The organism is Sorangium sp. So ce131, assembly GCF_051519095.1.
Lineage (GTDB): Bacteria > Myxococcota_A > Polyangia > Polyangiales > Polyangiaceae > Sorangium.
This window is the reverse complement of record NZ_CP150455.1, coordinates 5,236,883-5,253,902: the sequence shown is the minus strand read 5'-3', so window position 1 is coordinate 5,253,902 and position 17,020 is coordinate 5,236,883. Positions and strand designations below refer to the sequence as shown.

Sequence of the window (17,020 nt, the reverse complement as noted above, 5' to 3'; positions counted from 1 at the left end):
CCCGGATCGGTGACTGCCTGTGATCCTGGCGACTCGCCCTCGAACGCGTCGGCCTCCTTCATCTAACCCACCCGCTGCAAAGGCGAGCTCGGCTCAGGCGCGCTCCCAGCGGCTCGGCGTGGGGAAGAGCGTCCCCAGGATATCCGCGACGTAGGCGCCCCAGTCCACGCTCGGCACGTTCGTGTCGTTGAGGCAGAAGAACATCGGTCGCCGCTCCTCGCTCCCGTCCACGAGCATGCGACGCGCAGCGGCGAGGTGCTCGGGCTTCATGCTCCCCCAGACGTGGAGCGACCGCGCCGGGGCGACGAACCGCGCGAGCTTCTCTTCGAGGCTGAGGTAGGTCGCGACGATGTTCGGCCCGATGACCTCCGGGTGACGAAAGCGATGGCGCGTCAGCTTGCGGACCTCGTCCGCGAAGACCTCGTGGACGCGGGGCCAGATGCTCTTGCGGAAGGGCTGCGCGACGTGCTCCGGCAGGTTCCAGGCGCGCTCCGGCGTGAGGGGCCCGCGGGCCCACAGCTTGATCGGCGTCCTCGCCCGGAAGATCGGGACGTAGCTGTCCCCCATGTGCCGGCCCAGCGCCTCGAAGGTCCGCCACATGCTGTGCACCCAGGCGTCCGTCGTCTCGCGGTACTTGAACATGGGGAAGCAGCTCATCTGGACGACGGCGGTCCCGTCGGCGTCGAAGAGGTCGGCCGGGCGCAGCGGAGCGTTCAGGAAGTTGTCGTCGTTGAAGTAGACGTAGTGCTCGGCGAGCCCCGGAATCCGGTGGATGAAGCCCTCGATGGCCTGGGAGTTGTATGAGGGGGCGAGCGCGGGGTCGGGGAAGAGATCGTCGTCCCGGACGAGGTGGATCATGGGATCGTCCGTGCGGAGCCAGGAGGGGGGAGCGCCGCCGTGGACGATGTGAATCCGCCGCAGGAAGGGCGCATATCGCTCGACGCTCCGCAGGCTGTGGCGCAGCTCCTCGTTGTCGCGGTAGCGGCAAGCCTCGTCGGCCTCCATGTAGCCGTCCCCTTCCTGCTCCTTGCGGTGCGCGCGGCGCGTGGCCAGCCACTCGGGATCGGACGCGTTCGCCCAGAGGTAGACGGCGTCGATGTCGAAGCCCTCTTGCATGCCGGCGCTCTCCCTCACGCCACCGGGACGTCCTCGCGCCGCCACAGCGCAATGACGTCGTCGAAGGAATACACGGCGGCGCCCTCGAGCCAGGCGGGCTCGCCGCTCTGCTCGGCCGCGGCGACGCCCTCGGCGAGCGCGCGGGCGAGGAGCTCCGGGTCCCGGCCCTTCGCGACGGCGTGTGCGGCGAGCTTCGGCCCGAACCGCGGGAGGAACTCCGGACCCACGACGACGCGGCCCGCGAGGCCGAGGTTCCGATCGACCTCGTCCTGCCGGACGCGGTACGCGCGCGGCCCGGAGTAGTGCGCGGCGCAGACGAGGGGCTCCAGCCAGACCGAGCCGCCGAGGCGCCAGTACTTGAGCTGGAAGTACACCTCGTCACCGGCGTACCCGACGAACCGCGGGTTGAAGCCACGAACGGCCGCGAAATCGTGTCTCCGCGTGAAAAGGGCGTAGTTGCCCGACGCCGAGATGCGGTAGGGACGGTCGGTCTCTCGGACGACCGGGCCCCACTTGCCCCAGAAATCGTCCTCCAGCGTGAGCTTGTAGTGCCCCAGGACGTGAGTCCTACCGGTGTTGCGCAAGGGGATGTGGACGAGCGAGAGCGGCGGATAGGCGCCCTCCTCCTCGGCCCGCCGTCGCAGGAGGGCGATCGTCCCCGGCGAGAGCAGCACGTGGGCGTCGAGGATCAGGATCCATCGCCCCCTCGCCGCGGCCACGCCGGCGTTGCGCGGATGGTTCACGGACGCCGTCTCGTCCGCGAGGAGGTACCGAGCCGGGGCCCCGAACCCCTTCGTGACGGCCTCGATATCCTTGCTGCCGATGCCGCCGTTGTCGGCCACGATGATCTCGACGCCGTCGAGACCCTGGAAATCGAGGCCGTTCAGCGTGAACCAGAGGTTCGACGCCTCGTTGCGAATGGGGATGACGATGGTGAGCCAGGGATCGGTCATCGAGCTTCTCGGGCCTCCAGGCGAGCGCCGCGGCGCCCCGTGGGACCGACGCATCGACCACAGCCCGAGCGGTCAGCTTGGGTAACGCCCCGGTTCCTGCACTCCTGCGTCGGAGCAGGACGAGGTATATCGTAGAAGGACGATGATGTAAAACAGAAAACTCTAGAACGACTGGTTGATCAGCACGCTCACGTTGTTCTCGAACAAGTTGGTCGTGGCGATATCGAGCTTGCCGTCGCCGTTGAGGTCCACCTCCGCCAAGCCGTAAGGCCTGTTGTTGCCGACGGGGACGAGGGTGACGGGCTGGAAGGCGCCAGCCCCGTCGCCCAGCAGCACGCCCACCGCGTGGTTGTTGAAGCTGGTCGCGGCGATATCGAGCCTGAGATCGCCATTGAAATCCGCGATCGCCACGTCGACGACAAAACTGCCGCCGACGGCATGAACGACGGGGGCCTGGAAGGTGCCGTCGCCGTTGCCCAGCAGCACGGTCACGTTGGCGGAGTTCTGGTGGGCCGCGGCGATGTCGGGCTTGCCGTCGCCGTTGAGGTCCGCCACCGCCACGGCGCCGACGCCGGAGCCGCCGGAGGGGAAGACGATGGCGGGCTGGAAGGTGCCGTCGCCGTTGCCGAGCCACACGCTCAGGTTGTTGCTGTTGAAGTTGGCCGAGACGAGGTCGAGCTTGCCGTCACCGTTGACGTCCGCCACCGCCACGTCGTTGGGGGTGTTGGCGCCGACGGCGGCGTAGTTGACGGCGGGCTGGAGGGTGCCGTCGCCGTTGCCCAGCAGCACGCTCAGGCTGCTGCCGACGAAGTTGGCCGTGACGACGTCGAGCTTGCCGTCGCCGTTGAAGTCCGCCACCTGCACGGCGGTCGGTTGATTGCCCACGACATAGAGGGTGGCGGGCTGGAAGGTGCCGTCGCCGTTGCCCAGCAGCACCCGGAGGCCGCCGATGCCGGGGACGTTGAAGCCCCCGACGAGGAGATCGAGCCTGCCGTCGCCGTCGAGGTCCGCCAGCGCCACGCCGCCGGGGTTCGTGCCGATGCCGGAGACGGTGCCGGCGGCCGTGAGGGTGCCGTCGCCGTTGCCCAGCAGCACGCTCGCGTCGGCACTGCTGACGTTGATCACGACGAGGTCGGGCTTGCCGTCGCCATTGACGTCCCCCGCCGCCACGCCCTGGGGGCGGCTGCCGACGGCGTAGTCCTGGTTGGCCTGGAAGCTCAGGGTGGGCGTGTAACATGCCCCGGTCTTGCAGATCCCCGTGCTGCAGTAGATCCCATCCGGGGCGTCGGGGTTGGAGCAGACGCCGCTGGAGGAGTCGCAGGAGCCGGCCACGTGGCACTCGTCGCTCGCGGTGCAGGTGACCGGGTTGCCGCTGGCGCAGACGCCGGCATCACACGTGTCGGGCTGCGTGCAGGCGTCGCCGTCGTCGCAGCCGGTGCCGCTCGGGGCGACGGGGTTCGAGCAGAGCCCGGTGTTCGGGTCGCAGGTGCCGGCCAGGTGGCACTGGTCGGACGCCGCGCAGGTCACGCCCGCGCACAGGTCCTGGCAGGTGCCATTGATGCACATCGCATCGCCACAGCACGGCAGGGTTGCGTCGCACGGGGCGTTCTGGGGGAGGCAACCGCCGCCCTGGCAGGTCGGGTCGTTCACCGCGACGTAGTCGAGCGCGTGCCCCGCGTGTGCGTTGATGCAGCCCTGGTCGCTGATGTTGAGGATGGTGTAGGGGTGCCTGGACGAGCCGGTGTGGTGGCAGATCCTGACCGTGCCGTTGACATCGAAGTAATTGCACTGCTCCGGCGTGAGGTGCTCGTCAGCCTCGCCGACCTGCTCGGCCCCGGCGAGGTAGGACGGGGCCTCGCTGCACCCGGAACCGACCGCGAAGACACCCAGGGAGGCGGTGCAGAGGATCGAGCTGAACGTGACGTAGCGCTTGTTGGACAGCGTTGTCATGGTGATGGAGGTTCTCCTCGAGCGGCATGAATGACGCCGCGTCAAGACACGACACGACTCTCGCGGCGGTGCGTGTTTGCTCGCAGCCGAGCGGATCTCCGCCGCTATCGGGCTCGTACCCGGCCGGCGGAGCCTCGTCATCTGGATTCACGCGTTAACGAGCGCGATTCACATGTTAACGCCCCGGAATGGCTCCGCGGGCTTTTGCCGCCTTCTCCGAGCGCGCTTGGTCGATAAACCGCGCCGAGCTTCTGCGCCGCACGTTTGTGCTCGACGTCCTCGCGTGCCCAACCGGTGGTTGGGGTACACCGGCGGCCGCCACGATTCGTCTCCCCTTCAACCGAGCCCTGCGAGCGCGAGCGCCTCCACGAGGTCACAGGCCAGGGCCTGGTCCGCGGTCATCCGGCGGACGACGGCCCGGGGATCCCGCGCGACCTGGGGCAGGATGGCGGCGAGCTCGCGGGCGGCGGCGCGGGCGGCGGCGAGGCGGCCGAGGCGGGCCAGGGCGACGGCGCGGTCGAGCGCGCCCCAGGCGAGGTGGAGGGGAGCGATGGCCTCGGCCTCGACGAGGGCAGCCGCGTAGTCGCCGCGGCGACAGGCGTCGAGCGCGAGGGCGTGGTGGACGGCGCCGGGATAACGCTTCGTCCAGCCCTGGTGCTTGCGGAGGATGGCCGTGCCGCGCTCCCACTCGCCGACGAGCGCGAGGAGGAAGCCCGTGAGCATGAGCGGCCCGCCGAGCCTCAAGGCGATCTCGGCCTCGGCCAGCGCCCCCACGCCGTCGCCGGCTTCGAGCAGCACGAACGCGAGCACCTGGTGGGCATTGGCCAGCTTGGGCTCGAGCGCCACGGCCCGGCGCGCGCGGCCTTCTGCCAGGCGAAGATCATAGTCCCTGCCGGCCGCCGTCCACGACGAGAGCACCTGAAAGAACGCGGAATACGCCAGCAGCGCCCCGTCATCGGGGTCGAGGTGGAGGAAGCGCGCGCAGTGGTCCGCGAGCTCGGCTTGCAGGTCGGGATCGAAGGTGGCGAGCCACCGGGGGAAGCGCAGGAGCACGTCATACGCCGACCGGGGAGCGTGGACGGAGCGCTCCTCGGACTCGATGGCATGGACCACGCCGAGGGGCAGCGTGACGAGCAGGGTGGTGATCTCGCGGGCGATCTCGTCCTCGACGGCGAACAGGCGGTCTTCGACGTCGACGCGGTCGAACGTCCTGCCCCACACCTGGATCCCGCGCGTGGTGTCGTGGAGCTTGACCGCCACGCGGAGCGCGCCGGGGACGAGCCGCACGCACCCCTCGACCACGTAGCGCGCGCCCCGCGCCTCGGCCTCGTCCAGGGTCGCGGCGCGCGAGAGCACGCGCACGCGCGGGGCGCGAACGAAGAGGTCGCCGAGCCGGTCGGTCAGGCCGCGGGCGACGGTGCAGCGCCGCGTGCCCGTAGAACCCAGCTCCAGCGGCTCGCTCTGCGGCGCGGCCGCGTTCGAGGCGGTGGAGGCGGCAGCGATCGAGGTAAAGGCGAGGATCGCGACCACGGGCCCGCCGGCGCTGTCCGGGATACTGCCCGCTCGGGGGGACGTTGGACCCGGCCCCTCGGCGGGCTGCGAATCCATCGAGGGACGCGGGGCGACGGAGGGCTGTGCGGGGTCGGCCGCGGCCGGCCCCGTGACGAAGATGGGGGCGTAGCGGCCGCGCGGCAGCTCGATGCGGACCGTGGCGGCGGGGCTCGCGGCGTAGTAGCGCTCAAGGGCGCGCCGGAGCTTGCTCATCTCGACGCGCACGATCGAGTCCTCGACGGAGTCGAAGCCCTCGGGCCGCTCGAAGACGCGCGTGGCGAGGAGAGACGCGCGCAGCTCGGCGCCGCGCCCCGCGAGCGCCTCGCCAACCAGGAAGCGGAGCAACCGGATCTGCCGCGCAGACCCGCCGAACACCGGGCTCGCCACCACCCGCTCCAGCTCGGCCGCGACGGCGGCGCGCTGGTCGGTCTGCGGAGATCGCTTCATCGTATCAGCATCCTCACCTAGGGACCCTCCGAACGCAACGGCGTGAATCGCACCGGGTTTCACACCCGGCGGAGAGCGGGGGACCTCGCCCCACGCCCGGCCGTTCCGCCGCGAAATGCGCGAGGAGCGGCGCGAGCGCCGACCTGGCGATGCGATTCACGGCGAGTTCACGGTGAATCAATGTGATGGGCCGCTGCGCTGACGTTGACCGTGCGCGGTCAGGGTACACGCGCCTCCGCCCCGTCGGGAGGGCAACGCCGGTCCTACGATGACTCGCGCCGAGGACGGCGTCCTGGCCGGAAGGCCGCCAGGGAGGACTTTCCATCGTGAGCACATCGCGCCTCCTCCGAGGCGCGTGGCAACCAAGGACGGACTTCGGGTTCTTCCCGGTGGCCCGCGCCCGCGAGCGCGCAACTGGGATTGGCGAGGATTGTTCAAGAGGGGAGGAGGTCCGGGTGCCGCTCCAGCGGGAGGATCGCGGCGCCGTCGGCCACCTCGGCCCGGAGGCACGGTGCGATTCGCACCCGCTCGCGCCGGCCCACGCCACGACAACGTCATACGGCGTCGCCGGGTTTCGAAGGCGATCCGGTGAGGTCTCGGCTCTCGGTGCGATTCACAGTGAACAACATGACGGAGCACCGCGCCGGAGATCTACCGTGCGCTGTCGTGGGGATGCACCCGCCGCCACCGCCGCGGACCCCAGGCGAACAACGGCCGGTATCTCCCGTGATCGCGCGGAGCGCCGGACAGGAGGGTTCTTCCGTCATGAACGAGCTTTCGAGGATCCGTCTCCGTCATGGGCTCGGCGCCCTCGTCGCCGTGGTCCCCTTGCTCGGCGCGGGCCTCTTCGGTGCAGCAGATCCGCGCCGCCGGCTCGAACGGCAAATCGCAACCGTGCGGCGCCGACAACGCCGCGACCGTGCAGTACACCGCCGCCGGCGGCTCGAGCACCTGGGCACCCATCACGAGCACCGCGATCGACACCTGCCCGTGACGAGCGGCGCCTACCCTGGCCGGCGGCTTCCCTGCCACCTGCGCCGGGACCTACCTGATCTCGGAAGCGGGCGGGGCGAGGGATTTCTGGACGTTCGGGGGCCGACGGGTCCTTCTCCGGGACCACCTCGACGCAGCCCCTCTGAACGTGCGCGAAAGCATTTTTTCGATTTACATGGATCGCCCGGCCAGTAACATGCCGATCGACACTCAGTTATCGATTGCGGAGGAGTGTCCGCGATCATTCAGGGTGGTGAGGGGTACGCTCCGCAGCTGAGGCATTCAGGCAGCAGCAGCAGCGGCGGAGCGCGGCTGGCCCCGGGGGCTGCTCGTGGGGGGACCGCGGTGTGCGCGATACCGGGCCAATGGGCCCGATGAGCCGGCGTGCCCTGATTTCAGCGCGATTTCAGCACGGGAGCCGGCGGCTCGTGCGGCGGCGCGCGCGAAACGCGAGAGGCGCGCAGGGGCCTGCCTCGACATCACCTCCCCAAAAGAAGTATTCGCACTGGCATCGATCTTGAATTGGGAATTGTGCGATCCGAGATTTCTCCAGCCAGCCCAGGCTCGGCATCGCGCGGCACCCCTGCTTTGAACATCAACAAAGGACCAACATGCGCCATCTCAAGAGCTCTCTTCTCGGTTATCTGGCGATCCCGGCTTTCTCCACCCTGCTGCTCGCGAGCTGCACCAGCGCCGGCCCGTCCGCGGCCGACGGCGACGACGGCGACGAGGCCGTGGGCGAAGCCCATGGCGCGCTGACCCCGGAGCAGTGCAACTACTTCGACGTCAACGGTACGGTCCAGCTCTGCCACAAGACCAGCTCCACGACGAAGCCGTACACGATCATTCGCGTCAGCGAGCAGGCGTGCATCAACGCGCACAGCTCCCACGCCCAGGACTACGTCACCAGCCTCGACCCGAGCTCGCCGCTCTACGACCCGACCTGCGGCGGCCAGGGCTGCCTGGCCGTGAACGCGCCGTGCGATCCCACGGTGCCGTGCTGCGACGGCCTCACCTGCCAGAGCGGCACCTGCACCGATGTGAACGAGTGCGCCCTGGGCACGGACAACTGCGACGCGAACGCCGCGTGCACCAACACGCCGGGCTCCTTCACCTGCGCTTGCAACGCAGGGTACTCCGGCAACGGCGTCACGTGCACCGACGTCGACGAGTGCGCCCTGGGCACGGACAACTGCGACGCGAACGCCGCGTGCACCAACACGCCGGGCTCCTTCACCTGCGCTTGCAACGCAGGGTACTCCGGCAACGGCGTCACGTGCACCGACGTCGACGAGTGCGCCCTGGGCACGGACAACTGCGACGCGAACGCCGCGTGCACCAACACGGCGGGCTCCTTCACCTGCGCTTGCAACGCAGGGTACTCCGGCGACGGCGTCACGTGCACCGATGTTAACGAGTGCGCTCTCGGCACCGACAACTGCGACACGAACGCGGCGTGCACCAACACGGCTGGCTCCTTCACCTGCGCTTGCAACGCGGGCTACTCCGGCGACGGCGTCACGTGCACCGACGCCGACGAGTGCGCCCTGGACACCGACAACTGCGGCGCGAACGCCGCGTGCACCAACACGCCGGGCTCCTTCACCTGCGCCTGCAACGCCGGTTACTCCGGCGATGGCGTCACGTGCACCGACGTCGACGAGTGCGCCGCCGCTACGGCCAACTGCGATGCGAACGCGACGTGCACCAACACGTCGGGCTCGTTCACCTGCGCCTGCAACGCGGGTTACTCGGGCGATGGCGCCACGTGCACCGAGATCGACGAGTGCGCGCCCAACCCGTGCCAGAACGGCGGGGCCTGCACCGACGGCCTCAGCAGCTACACCTGCGAGTGCGCGCCCACCTACGAGGGGACCAACTGCGAGGCGTGCGAAGGCAGCCTCGCGGACTGCAACGGGCTCACGTCCGACGGCTGCGAGGTGAACCTCCAGAGCGACGCCTCCCACTGCAGCGCCTGCAACAGCGCGTGCGCGGCGGGTGAAATCTGCTCGAACGGTGGCTGCCAGACCCCGCCCTCCGGTCAGGTCCCCGGCACGCCGATCGACACCTCCGTCCCCCACAGCCCGCTGGCTCCGGCGGTCGCCGATGTGAACGGCGACGGCAAGCTCGACGTCCTGGTGGCCAACGCCGAATCCGGTTCGTTGCTGACCCCCTCCGGGTCGCTCTCCGTGTTCCACGGCAACGGCGACGCGACCGTCCAGCCGGAGCTCTACTATACGGGCGCCCCGCTCTCCAGCAACGCGGTCGTGGCGGTGGACGTGGACGGCGACGGGTGGCTCGATGCCGTCACCGTCAACGGCCAGACCAACCTGCCCATCGTCAACGGGAGCATCAGCGTCTACCGAAACCTGGGCCCGAGCGCGCCCGGAACCTTCGGCGCGCCGACGAGCTTCACCACCGGCACCCCGGGCTCCGTGCACCTCTGCACCGGGGACTTCGATAACGATGGGGCGGCCGACATCGCCACCACCAGCGTGACCCTGAACCAGGTGAGCGTGATCTCCGGCACCGGCACGGGCAGCTTCGGCGCGCCCACGTTCATCACCATCTCGGGCACCGGCGGCGTGCAGTCGACCATCGCCTGCCGTGATCTGAACGGCGACGGCTTCTCCGATATCGTGGTGACGAGCCCCGGCTCCGCACGCCTGTCGATCCTCATCAACCAGGGCAACGGCTCGTTCGCCGCACCGGTCGCTTACACCAACTCCGCCAACGGCCAGACGGCGGGCATCGCCTTCGGCGACGCCGACGGCGACGGCAAGCTCGACATCCTCTCGAACGGCGCGGCCGGCCGGTACCTCTTCTTCTTCAAGGGGAACGGCAACGGCACTGTCGCGAGCGGCGTTCAGTCCGTCGCTGCGCCCACCGTGAGCGCCAACTCGGCGCTGGGGGTCGTGGCCAGTGATTTCAACGGCGACGGCAAGCTCGACGCCTACATCCTGGTCACCAGCGCCTCGGGCGGCGTCCGCCCGATGACCGGCAACGGCAACGGGACCTTCGTCTCGGGCTCCGTCGTCCCGACCGGCACCTCGCCAGGCCCCAACGCCATCGCCGCCGCGGACCTGGATGGCGATGGGTACGACGATCTCATCCTGACCAACCGGGGTTCCGGCACCCTCACCGTGATCCCCAACGGACTCTGACCCTCTTCGCCCTGACGCTGCGGTTCGTCCGGGCAGTCCACTGACGAGACCGGCCGGACTGGCCGGTTCAACCCTGCGCCCACTGCGTGGCAGTCTTCACGGCTCATGGGAGGTCCCCGGGCTCGATGCACGTCCCTGACAAGACCCCCACGGTCGACCCGTACCTGCGCATCGATGTAAACGACCTCGCATCGGCCTACACCTGGCTCCGTTCCCTCTACGGTCCGCTCGCGCTGGAGACTTCCGCCGAGGGCTTTGCGTGGAGCGCCCGGGTAGCCAAGCTCGGCCCGATCGCGCTCGTTCAAGGGGTCTGCGATGCCTCGTCGCCCGTCCACCTCGCGGTGGAGCCCGGCGCGCACGTCATCAACCTGCTCACCAGCGGTTCGGCTCGGGCGGGCGTGGGGCGCGAGCGCGCAGAGATCGCGCTCGGGCAGGGCGTGGCCGTCTGCTCGCCGGGGACCACGGTCGAGTGGACCAGCGCCGGAGGGTTTCGCTCGAACAACGTGCGGGTGGATCCGGCCTTCCTCGCGGCCCAGCTCGAGGCGCTCACCGGCGAGCAAGTGGCGGAGAGCCCGGTGTTCTCGCTCCAGATGCGCACCGGGGGCGGCGCGGGGGCGCACCTGGAGCGGCTCCTGTTCTTCCTCTCGGACGAGGTCGCGCGAGGCACGCCGATCGAGCACCCCGTGCTCGTCAACAACCTGTGCGAGGCCGTGGCCCGCGCTCTCTTGCTCGGGCAGCCCCATGATCTCGCCCACCTCTTGGAGAGGCCTGCGCCGCCGTCGAGCCGGTCGGCGGTGCGGAGGGTCGAGGAGCTCGTCGAGGCCCACGCCGGGGAGCCGATCCGCGCGCGCGATCTGGCTGCGCTCACGGGCGCGAGCACGGCGGCGCTCGACGCCGCTTTCTGGAAGCACCGGGGCACCACGACAGCGGCCTTCGTCCGGGAGCGGCGGCTCGCCCAGGCGCGGCGAACGCTGCTGTCCGAGCCGGAGGTGCCGGTGATGCGCGTCGTGCACGCGGCCGGCTTCCTGCGGACAGAGCGCTTCGAGGCGGCTTATGTCCAGGCATTTCACGAGACGCCCGCGGAGACGCGGAGCCGCGGGCTCATCGCCTCGAGGGCGCTCTCGCCGGCGGTCGCCGAGGAGCATGCCGCGCTCTCGGCGCGGCTCGCGTCGCTGACGCCCCGCGAGCGAGAGGTGTGCGCGCGGGTGGCGCGGGGGATGCTCAACAAGCAGATCGCGGCCGAGCTCGAGATTTCCGTGGGGATGGTGGAGCGTCACCGCGGGCGCGCGATGAAGAAGCTGGGGGCGAGCGGGGCCGCGGAGCTGGGGCGGCTGTGGGCGAAGATGGGCGGGTGAGACGTCACGTCATTGCGACGTCGCCCAGCTCAGGATCTCGGCCTTGCACGCCGCGCCCTCTTCCGCGGTCAGACCGTTGAGCGACACAGGAAAGCCTTGGCCGCCGCAAAATAAGGACTCGTTGTGGGTTTGCAGACCGCAGAAGTATTCGGTGGACGGCGGGTCAAAGGGAGCGGACCGTCCGTCCGCCGCTCCGCCGATGAGGCGGACGACGGTCGAGCCGTTCCTGGAGAAAGCCCAGGCGTTGTTGTTCACGCTATCTACCTGAGTCCCGTAGGGAGCGGGGAAAGAATAGCTCAGGCACGGTCCCGAGGTCACGAGCGTCCCGGCGAGCGCGGCCTGCCACTCCGGGTACGCAGCGCACGGGCAGCTCGGGCCGTCCGGCTCGCAGGTGACGCCGTCGCCGGTGTAGCCGGTGTTGCAAGCGCAGGTGAAGGAGCCCGCGGTGTTCGTGCAGGTGGCGTTGGCGTCGCAGTTGTCGGTGTCGGCGGCGCACTCGTCGACGTCGGTGCAGGTGACGCCGTCGCCGGTGTAGCCGGTGTTGCAGGCGCAGGTGAAGGAGCCCGCGGTGTTCGTGCACGCCGCGTTGGCGTCGCAGTTGTCCGTGCCGGCGGCGCACTCGTCGACGTCGACGCAGGTTCCGCTCTGGCACGTGAGGCCGTCGCAACAGGGCACCGTGGCGTCGCACGGCGCGTTCACGGCCAGGCAGCCCTGGCCGCCGCACGTCGGGTCGTAGAGCGGGGAGTTCGGGTCAAGGCTGGTGACGTAATCACCGCTGTGGGCGCTGTGTGCGTTGACGCACGCCTGCTCGCTGACGCGGACGATCGTGTACGGCTTCGTCGTGGAGCCCGTGTGGTGGCAGATCTGGACCGTGCCGTTGACATCGAAGTAGTTGCACTGCTCGGGGGTGAGCGCCGCATGGGCCTCGCCCACGGCCTCGTCGCCTTCATCGCTATCGGCCGCGGAGGGGCCGGCGCCCGTACAGCTCGCGAGGAGCAGGGCGGAGAAAGCAGGGATCGCGAGATAGGAAAGAGCGCTCTTGAGATGACGCATGTCTGGTCCTCTGTTCTTGTCCAAGCGTAGGGGGTGTCGCGCGACGCGATACGTCGGGCTGGCACGGCTTAGCAATCTGAAGGGACAAACAAAGGGCCGGATTCCCGCACTTGCGACGAAGCACGCAGATCTGGTAAAGTGAAAGAAGCGGGCGAGAGCGTCGAGCGCGACCTCACCGGAAGAGCCACCGGAGGTCGTCCTTCCGCTCGTTCGCGCGGAGGAGCGCGTCGAGCGCACGGATCGTGTCCTCGTCGGACGGATCGTCCTCGACGAGGCCGCGGTAGACGCTCACCGCCTCGTCGAGCTTGCCCATCTCGCGCGCGTACACCTCGGCGAGCTTCAGCCGGAGCGGCTCACGGTCTCCCCCTTCCCGCAGGCAAATTGCGGATGCCCGGCTGATCGGCTGCCGCCGCCCGCGCCGGATCCGCGCGCGCTCTTCGCCGCGGAGCGCGCGAGAAGCGGCGCGAGCGCCGACCCGGCGATGCGATTCACAGTGAATTCACAGTGAAACAACCTGACCGCCCACGGCGCTGACGTTTACGCTGCGGCCATGGCATACGCCTCCGCCCCGTCAAGAGGGCGTGGAAAAGGATCGAAACCCGAATGCACAAGAGGCTCCTGTTCGCGCTCTCGCTGCTCCCGCTCGCGGCCCTCGGGCTCGCCCTCCGGCCGGCGCCAACCCTGGCCGGCGGCTTCCCCCGCAGGTGCGCCGGGACCTACCTGATCTCGGAAGCGGGCGGGGCCAGGGATTTCTGGACGTTCGGGGCCGACGGGTCCTTCTTCGGGACCACCTCGACGCAGCCCCTCTACAATTTCTCGAACCAGCAGGGCAGCTGGGAGAAGGTCGGAGATGACGGCGCTCGAGGCGCCTTGTTCGCGTTCGTCTACGACGAGGACAACACCCTGCTGACGACGGCCCGGATCGATATCGTCCTCGACACGGTCGGTCAGGGCTGCGGCGAGATCGCCGGCTCGCTCGTCGTGCGCACCTTCGAGGACGGCGAAGACCCGCTCGATCCCTCGACCGACACCGGCGATCCCATCGCCTCCGACACCTTCACCGGCCGGCGCGCGACGCCGAGCCCGTGACCGCCTTCGCCATGGCGCCGCTGCACGAACGTTGCCGCCTGTGCGCAGACGACAGCGCCCCGAAACGCGAAAGGCGCGCAGGGGCCTGCGGTGAATACCTTCATCCCACGATTTGCATGCCACTCCACAATAACCTGGGCTCTCCACGATTCTCACAGGAGGGATGACCGATGCTCCGTAACGCGAAGATCAACACGCTGCGAGTCGCCCAGCTCACCGTTGCCGCCATCATGGCCGCCGCAGCCCCGGTGTGCTTCACCCTCGCTGCACCCGCGCGCGCAGCGGTCATCGACGTTCACTGCGCCGGATCCTTCAGCCGATCCTTCAGCCCGGCCGTCACCGCCACCCCGCAGACCGTCACGGTGACCGAGGCCTTCGACTACGACACCTGCGCGATCGGCCCCAGCGCCACCGGCGCCGCCTCCATCGCGGTGTCCCTCAGCTGCGTGCCCGTCACCGCGGGGCCGCCGGAGACGGAGACCGTCACCTGGAACGACGCCACCGGCGGCACCAGCACCATCACCTGGTCAGCCCCCACCGTCGCCGGCCAAACCGCCATCTTTACCGGGACCGTCACCGCCGGGCGCTACGCCGGAGACTCTGCCACCAAGGTCACGTCCGGGATCAGCTATCTCGGCAGCGTCGTCGGATGCCTGCTCGGCACTCCCGTCAGCAGCACCACGGGCCTGGTCGACAGCATCGTGCTCACCCAGTGATCGCACGGGGAATGAAGCCCAGACACGCGGATGCGGTCGACTCGGCATGATGCCGTCGATGGAGGATTTGAGAGCAGAAATCGCGCGGCTGCGGGAGCAAGTCGCGGAGCTGTCCCGCAAGCGCGACAGGCGCTCCGCGAGCGTGATGCGGCGCCCCTGCTCGGAGATATCGGAGGGGACGTGGTCGGGCAGGACGTCCACCACCCGGTCGCCAGAGCCCTGCCTCCCGCCGCCGCTCCCTCCGGCGCGATGAACCAACGGCGCGGCGCCCCATCCCAGCAGAGGGCCATCGAGGACGCGGAGCGAGCTCAGGTGGATATTCGCTCGAATTTCCACCCTTGAGAGGACGCGGCAACGGATAGTCGATCTCCGGCGTCAGCTGGCTCCGTCAACGCCGGGTTTACAGCGTCACCTCAGCGCGGTCCACCCAGATCCAAAAGCTGCACGCAAGCTGCATCCGCAGCGCAGAATCGGCTCGATTCGCCCAGACCACGGCGCTCCCGTAGCATCGGCCCGCCGCTTGCTAGAACTGCGAGAGGAGACTACGATCTGAAGGTCGACTACATCGAGCTTCAGCCGGTCGCCGATGGCTCGAGCAGCAGCAGCAGCTCGAGCAGCGGATCTTCCTCCAGCGGCGGCGGTGCGACGAGCGGCAGCGGCGGCTCCGGCGGCAGCGGCGGCTCCGGCGGTGGCACCCCCGGCGGCGTCGACTTCCGGCTCTACGGGTATGCGACGACCGGCAGCGGCACCACCGGCGGCAAGGGCGGCGAGGTCGTCTCGGTGAGCTCGCTCGACGCCCTGAGGACGGAGGCCAAGCGGTCCGGCGCCCTGATCATCCAGATCACCGGCAAGATCAGCGGCAGCGGCGAGGACGTGGACGTCGCCTCCGACAAGACCATCGTGGGGGTCGGCTCGAACGGGGAGCTGGAGGGGATCGGGCTCAACCTGAGGAGGTCCTCCAACATCATCATCCGCAACCTGAAGATCCACCACGTGCTCGCCAGCAGCGGCAACGGCGACGGCATCCACATGGACGAGAGCCACAACGTCTGGATCGACCACTGCGAGCTCTGGGCCGATTCGCCCGCCGTGAACTCCAACAAGGACAAGTACGACGGCCTCATCGACGCCACCCACGAGTCCTCGGACATCACGATCTCGTGGACTTACCTGCACGATCACTGGAAGGGCATGCTGGTCGGCTCGTCGGACAGCGACGACAGCGACCGCCGCATCACCTTCCATCACAACCACATCAACAACGTCAACTCGCGCCTCCCGAGCTACCGCGGCGGCAACGGCCACGTGTTCAACAACTACTTCGAGAACGTCCCGACGTCGGGGGTGAACTCACGGGTTGCCGCCTGCCTGCGGGTCGAGGGCAACCACTTCTACAAGGTCAATAACCCCATCACCACGCTGGACAGCCCGGCCGGCGGCACGGATCGCATCGACAACCTGTTCGAGGCGACCACCGGGACCCAGGCCTCCGGCGCGGACTGCGTCTGGACCGCGCCGTACGAGTATCCGCTCGACAGCTCGGCCGCCGTCAAGGCCATCGTCGTCACGCACGCCGGCGTCGGCAAGACGGATCCTCTCGAGAACCTGCCCTGACCGCGCGTTTCAGCTCCTCTGCCGTGCGCGGCTGGGGATCACTTCGGGAGTCATCCGGAGCCGGACTTGCAGCTCGCGGACGTCAGCAGGGCCGGTCGCCGGTGATCGTGGCGCGCTCCATCCTGCGCACCGCAGGCCAGTAATCCTGGACGGCGTAGTGCTGGGTGCAGCGGTTGTCCCAGATCGCAACGCTGTTCTTCTTCCAGCGAAAGCGGACCTGGTACTCGGGGATGGCCGCCTGGCTGATCAGGTAGCTCAAGAGGTGGCTCGCCCCGGGCGTGAAATCCTGGCCGACGCGCACGTTCTCCGGCGTGTGGAAGTTGACGAAGTGCGTGGTGAAGGCGTTGACGAACAGGACCTTCTCGCCGGTCTCCGGATGGGTGCGCACCACCGGGTGCTCCGCGTCGGGGTAGCTGGCCCTGAGCGCGTGGCGCTTCTCCATCGACATCGTTCCGCCGAAGGTGGCCTCGAGGCTGTGCCTCGCGCGGAGCCCGGCGATCCGCTGCTTGATGTGCTCGGGCAGGCGACTGTACGCCTCGACCATGTTGACCCAGATGGTGTCGCCGCCGACCGCCGGCGTCTCGACGCAGCGCAGGACGCAGGCCATCGGCGGCGCCTCGCGCCAGGTCGCGTCGCAGTGGTACGAGTTCTCGTAGTGATCCGGCGGGCTGTTCTGGTCCCTGTAGATGCGCACCAGCCCCGGATGATCGGGATCGCTGCCGGCGATGGGGTGGTCCTCGAGCTCGCCCCAGCGCCTCGCGAAGGCGACGTGATCCGCGCGCGTGATGTCCTGGTCGCGCAGGAACAGGACCCGGTGCTTCAACAGGAGCGCCCTGATCCCGGCGAAGAGCGCGTCGTCGCGCGCGGCGTCGGCCAGGCTCACGCCGCGGAGCTCGGCGCCGATGGTGCAGGTGAGCGGCTCGACCGGGATGGATCCCCGCGTCTCCGGGCGGGCGGCGGCCGATCTGGCGAGTGCTGAGGTGGTCATTCTGGTCCTCCTGTTTCCTTGGCGCCGGCAC

General features: G+C 69.3%; 14 protein-coding genes. 6 read left to right on the top strand and 8 right to left on the bottom strand.

Going from position 1 to position 17,020, the window contains the following annotated elements:
- Positions 1-93: 93 nt before the first annotated feature.
- The 4 genes from WMF43_RS18925 to WMF43_RS18910 all read right to left on the bottom strand — a co-directional run bounded on the left by WMF43_RS18925 (position 94) and on the right by WMF43_RS18910 (position 6,017).
- The gene (locus tag WMF43_RS18925; RefSeq protein ID WP_437682001.1) at positions 94-1,116 is read right to left on the bottom strand and encodes a Stealth CR1 domain-containing protein; all 1,023 of its coding nucleotides are present in this window, start codon (positions 1,114-1,116) and stop codon (positions 94-96) included.
- A gap of 14 nt (positions 1,117-1,130) precedes the next feature.
- Positions 1,131-2,069 carry a glycosyltransferase family 2 protein gene (locus WMF43_RS18920; protein WP_437681999.1) on the bottom strand — a complete coding sequence of 313 codons (939 nt, stop codon included), beginning with the start codon at positions 2,067-2,069 and terminating at the stop codon, positions 1,131-1,133.
- Positions 2,070-2,231: 162 nt separating this feature from the next.
- Positions 2,232-4,019: an FG-GAP repeat domain-containing protein gene (locus WMF43_RS18915; protein ID WP_437681998.1), complete on the bottom strand. Its 1,788-nt coding sequence runs from the start codon at positions 4,017-4,019 to the stop codon at positions 2,232-2,234.
- Between the two features lie 336 nt (positions 4,020-4,355).
- Entirely contained in the window at positions 4,356-6,017 is a 1,662-nt protein-coding gene (locus WMF43_RS18910) for a hypothetical protein (RefSeq protein WP_437681996.1), read from the bottom strand.
- Between the two features lie 796 nt (positions 6,018-6,813).
- On the opposite strand from WMF43_RS18910, the gene WMF43_RS18905 reads away from it, so the two are divergent.
- The 3 genes from WMF43_RS18905 (at position 6,814) to WMF43_RS18895 (ending at position 11,529) form a co-directional block, all read left to right on the top strand.
- The gene (locus WMF43_RS18905; protein ID WP_437681995.1) at positions 6,814-7,011 is read left to right on the top strand and encodes a hypothetical protein; all 198 of its coding nucleotides are present in this window, start codon (positions 6,814-6,816) and stop codon (positions 7,009-7,011) included.
- Positions 7,012-7,621: 610 nt separating this feature from the next.
- Complete coding sequence (locus tag WMF43_RS18900; RefSeq protein ID WP_437681993.1) at positions 7,622-10,174, top strand: EGF domain-containing protein; 2,553 nt, start codon at positions 7,622-7,624, stop codon at positions 10,172-10,174.
- Positions 10,175-10,299: 125 nt separating this feature from the next.
- A complete protein-coding gene (locus WMF43_RS18895) occupies positions 10,300-11,529 on the top strand; it encodes a LuxR C-terminal-related transcriptional regulator (RefSeq protein WP_437681992.1) in 1,230 nt (409 codons plus the stop codon).
- A gap of 9 nt (positions 11,530-11,538) precedes the next feature.
- On the opposite strand, the gene WMF43_RS18890 is transcribed toward WMF43_RS18895, so the two are convergent.
- Positions 11,539-12,582, bottom strand: a complete 1,044-nt coding sequence (locus WMF43_RS18890; protein ID WP_437681990.1) for a calcium-binding EGF-like domain-containing protein — start codon at positions 12,580-12,582, stop codon at positions 11,539-11,541.
- 172 nt (positions 12,583-12,754) lie between these two features.
- On the bottom strand, positions 12,755-12,910 hold the full coding sequence (locus WMF43_RS18885) for a hypothetical protein (RefSeq protein WP_437681988.1): 156 nt from the start codon (positions 12,908-12,910) through the stop codon (positions 12,755-12,757).
- Positions 12,911-13,185: 275 nt separating this feature from the next.
- Here WMF43_RS18885 and WMF43_RS18880 point away from each other — a divergent pair, with 275 nt between their 5' ends.
- The gene (locus WMF43_RS18880; protein WP_437681986.1) at positions 13,186-13,671 is read left to right on the top strand and encodes a hypothetical protein; all 486 of its coding nucleotides are present in this window, start codon (positions 13,186-13,188) and stop codon (positions 13,669-13,671) included.
- Positions 13,672-13,841: 170 nt separating this feature from the next.
- Positions 13,842-14,387 carry a hypothetical protein gene (locus WMF43_RS18875; protein WP_437681984.1) on the top strand — a complete coding sequence of 182 codons (546 nt, stop codon included), beginning with the start codon at positions 13,842-13,844 and terminating at the stop codon, positions 14,385-14,387.
- Positions 14,388-14,959: 572 nt separating this feature from the next.
- On the opposite strand, the gene WMF43_RS18870 is transcribed toward WMF43_RS18875, so the two are convergent.
- The gene (locus tag WMF43_RS18870; RefSeq protein ID WP_437681982.1) at positions 14,960-15,082 is read right to left on the bottom strand and encodes a hypothetical protein; all 123 of its coding nucleotides are present in this window, start codon (positions 15,080-15,082) and stop codon (positions 14,960-14,962) included.
- A gap of 85 nt (positions 15,083-15,167) precedes the next feature.
- Here WMF43_RS18870 and WMF43_RS18865 point away from each other — a divergent pair, with 85 nt between their 5' ends.
- Positions 15,168-16,001, top strand: coding sequence for a pectate lyase family protein (locus tag WMF43_RS18865; protein WP_437681980.1), 834 nt, complete (start codon positions 15,168-15,170; stop codon positions 15,999-16,001).
- An 82-nt stretch (positions 16,002-16,083) separates the two neighbouring features.
- Here WMF43_RS18865 and WMF43_RS18860 read toward each other — a convergent pair whose 3' ends face one another.
- Complete coding sequence (locus WMF43_RS18860) at positions 16,084-16,989, bottom strand: TauD/TfdA dioxygenase family protein (RefSeq protein ID WP_437681978.1); 906 nt, start codon at positions 16,987-16,989, stop codon at positions 16,084-16,086.
- Between the last annotated feature and the right edge of the window lie 31 nt (positions 16,990-17,020).

Coding starts and splice junctions, on each gene's coding strand:
- WMF43_RS18925 (WP_437682001.1), bottom strand. CDS start 1,116: ATGCAAGAGGGCTTCGACATCGACGCCGTCTACCTCTGGGCGAACGCG.
- WMF43_RS18920 (WP_437681999.1), bottom strand. CDS start 2,069: ATGACCGATCCCTGGCTCACCATCGTCATCCCCATTCGCAACGAGGCG.
- WMF43_RS18915 (WP_437681998.1), bottom strand. CDS start 4,019: ATGACAACGCTGTCCAACAAGCGCTACGTCACGTTCAGCTCGATCCTC.
- WMF43_RS18910 (WP_437681996.1), bottom strand. CDS start 6,017: ATGAAGCGATCTCCGCAGACCGACCAGCGCGCCGCCGTCGCGGCCGAG.
- WMF43_RS18905 (WP_437681995.1), top strand. CDS start 6,814: ATGGGCTCGGCGCCCTCGTCGCCGTGGTCCCCTTGCTCGGCGCGGGCC.
- WMF43_RS18900 (WP_437681993.1), top strand. CDS start 7,622: ATGCGCCATCTCAAGAGCTCTCTTCTCGGTTATCTGGCGATCCCGGCT.
- WMF43_RS18895 (WP_437681992.1), top strand. CDS start 10,300: ATGCACGTCCCTGACAAGACCCCCACGGTCGACCCGTACCTGCGCATC.
- WMF43_RS18890 (WP_437681990.1), bottom strand. CDS start 12,582: ATGCGTCATCTCAAGAGCGCTCTTTCCTATCTCGCGATCCCTGCTTTC.
- WMF43_RS18880 (WP_437681986.1), top strand. CDS start 13,186: ATGCACAAGAGGCTCCTGTTCGCGCTCTCGCTGCTCCCGCTCGCGGCC.
- WMF43_RS18875 (WP_437681984.1), top strand. CDS start 13,842: ATGCTCCGTAACGCGAAGATCAACACGCTGCGAGTCGCCCAGCTCACC.
- WMF43_RS18860 (WP_437681978.1), bottom strand. CDS start 16,989: ATGACCACCTCAGCACTCGCCAGATCGGCCGCCGCCCGCCCGGAGACG.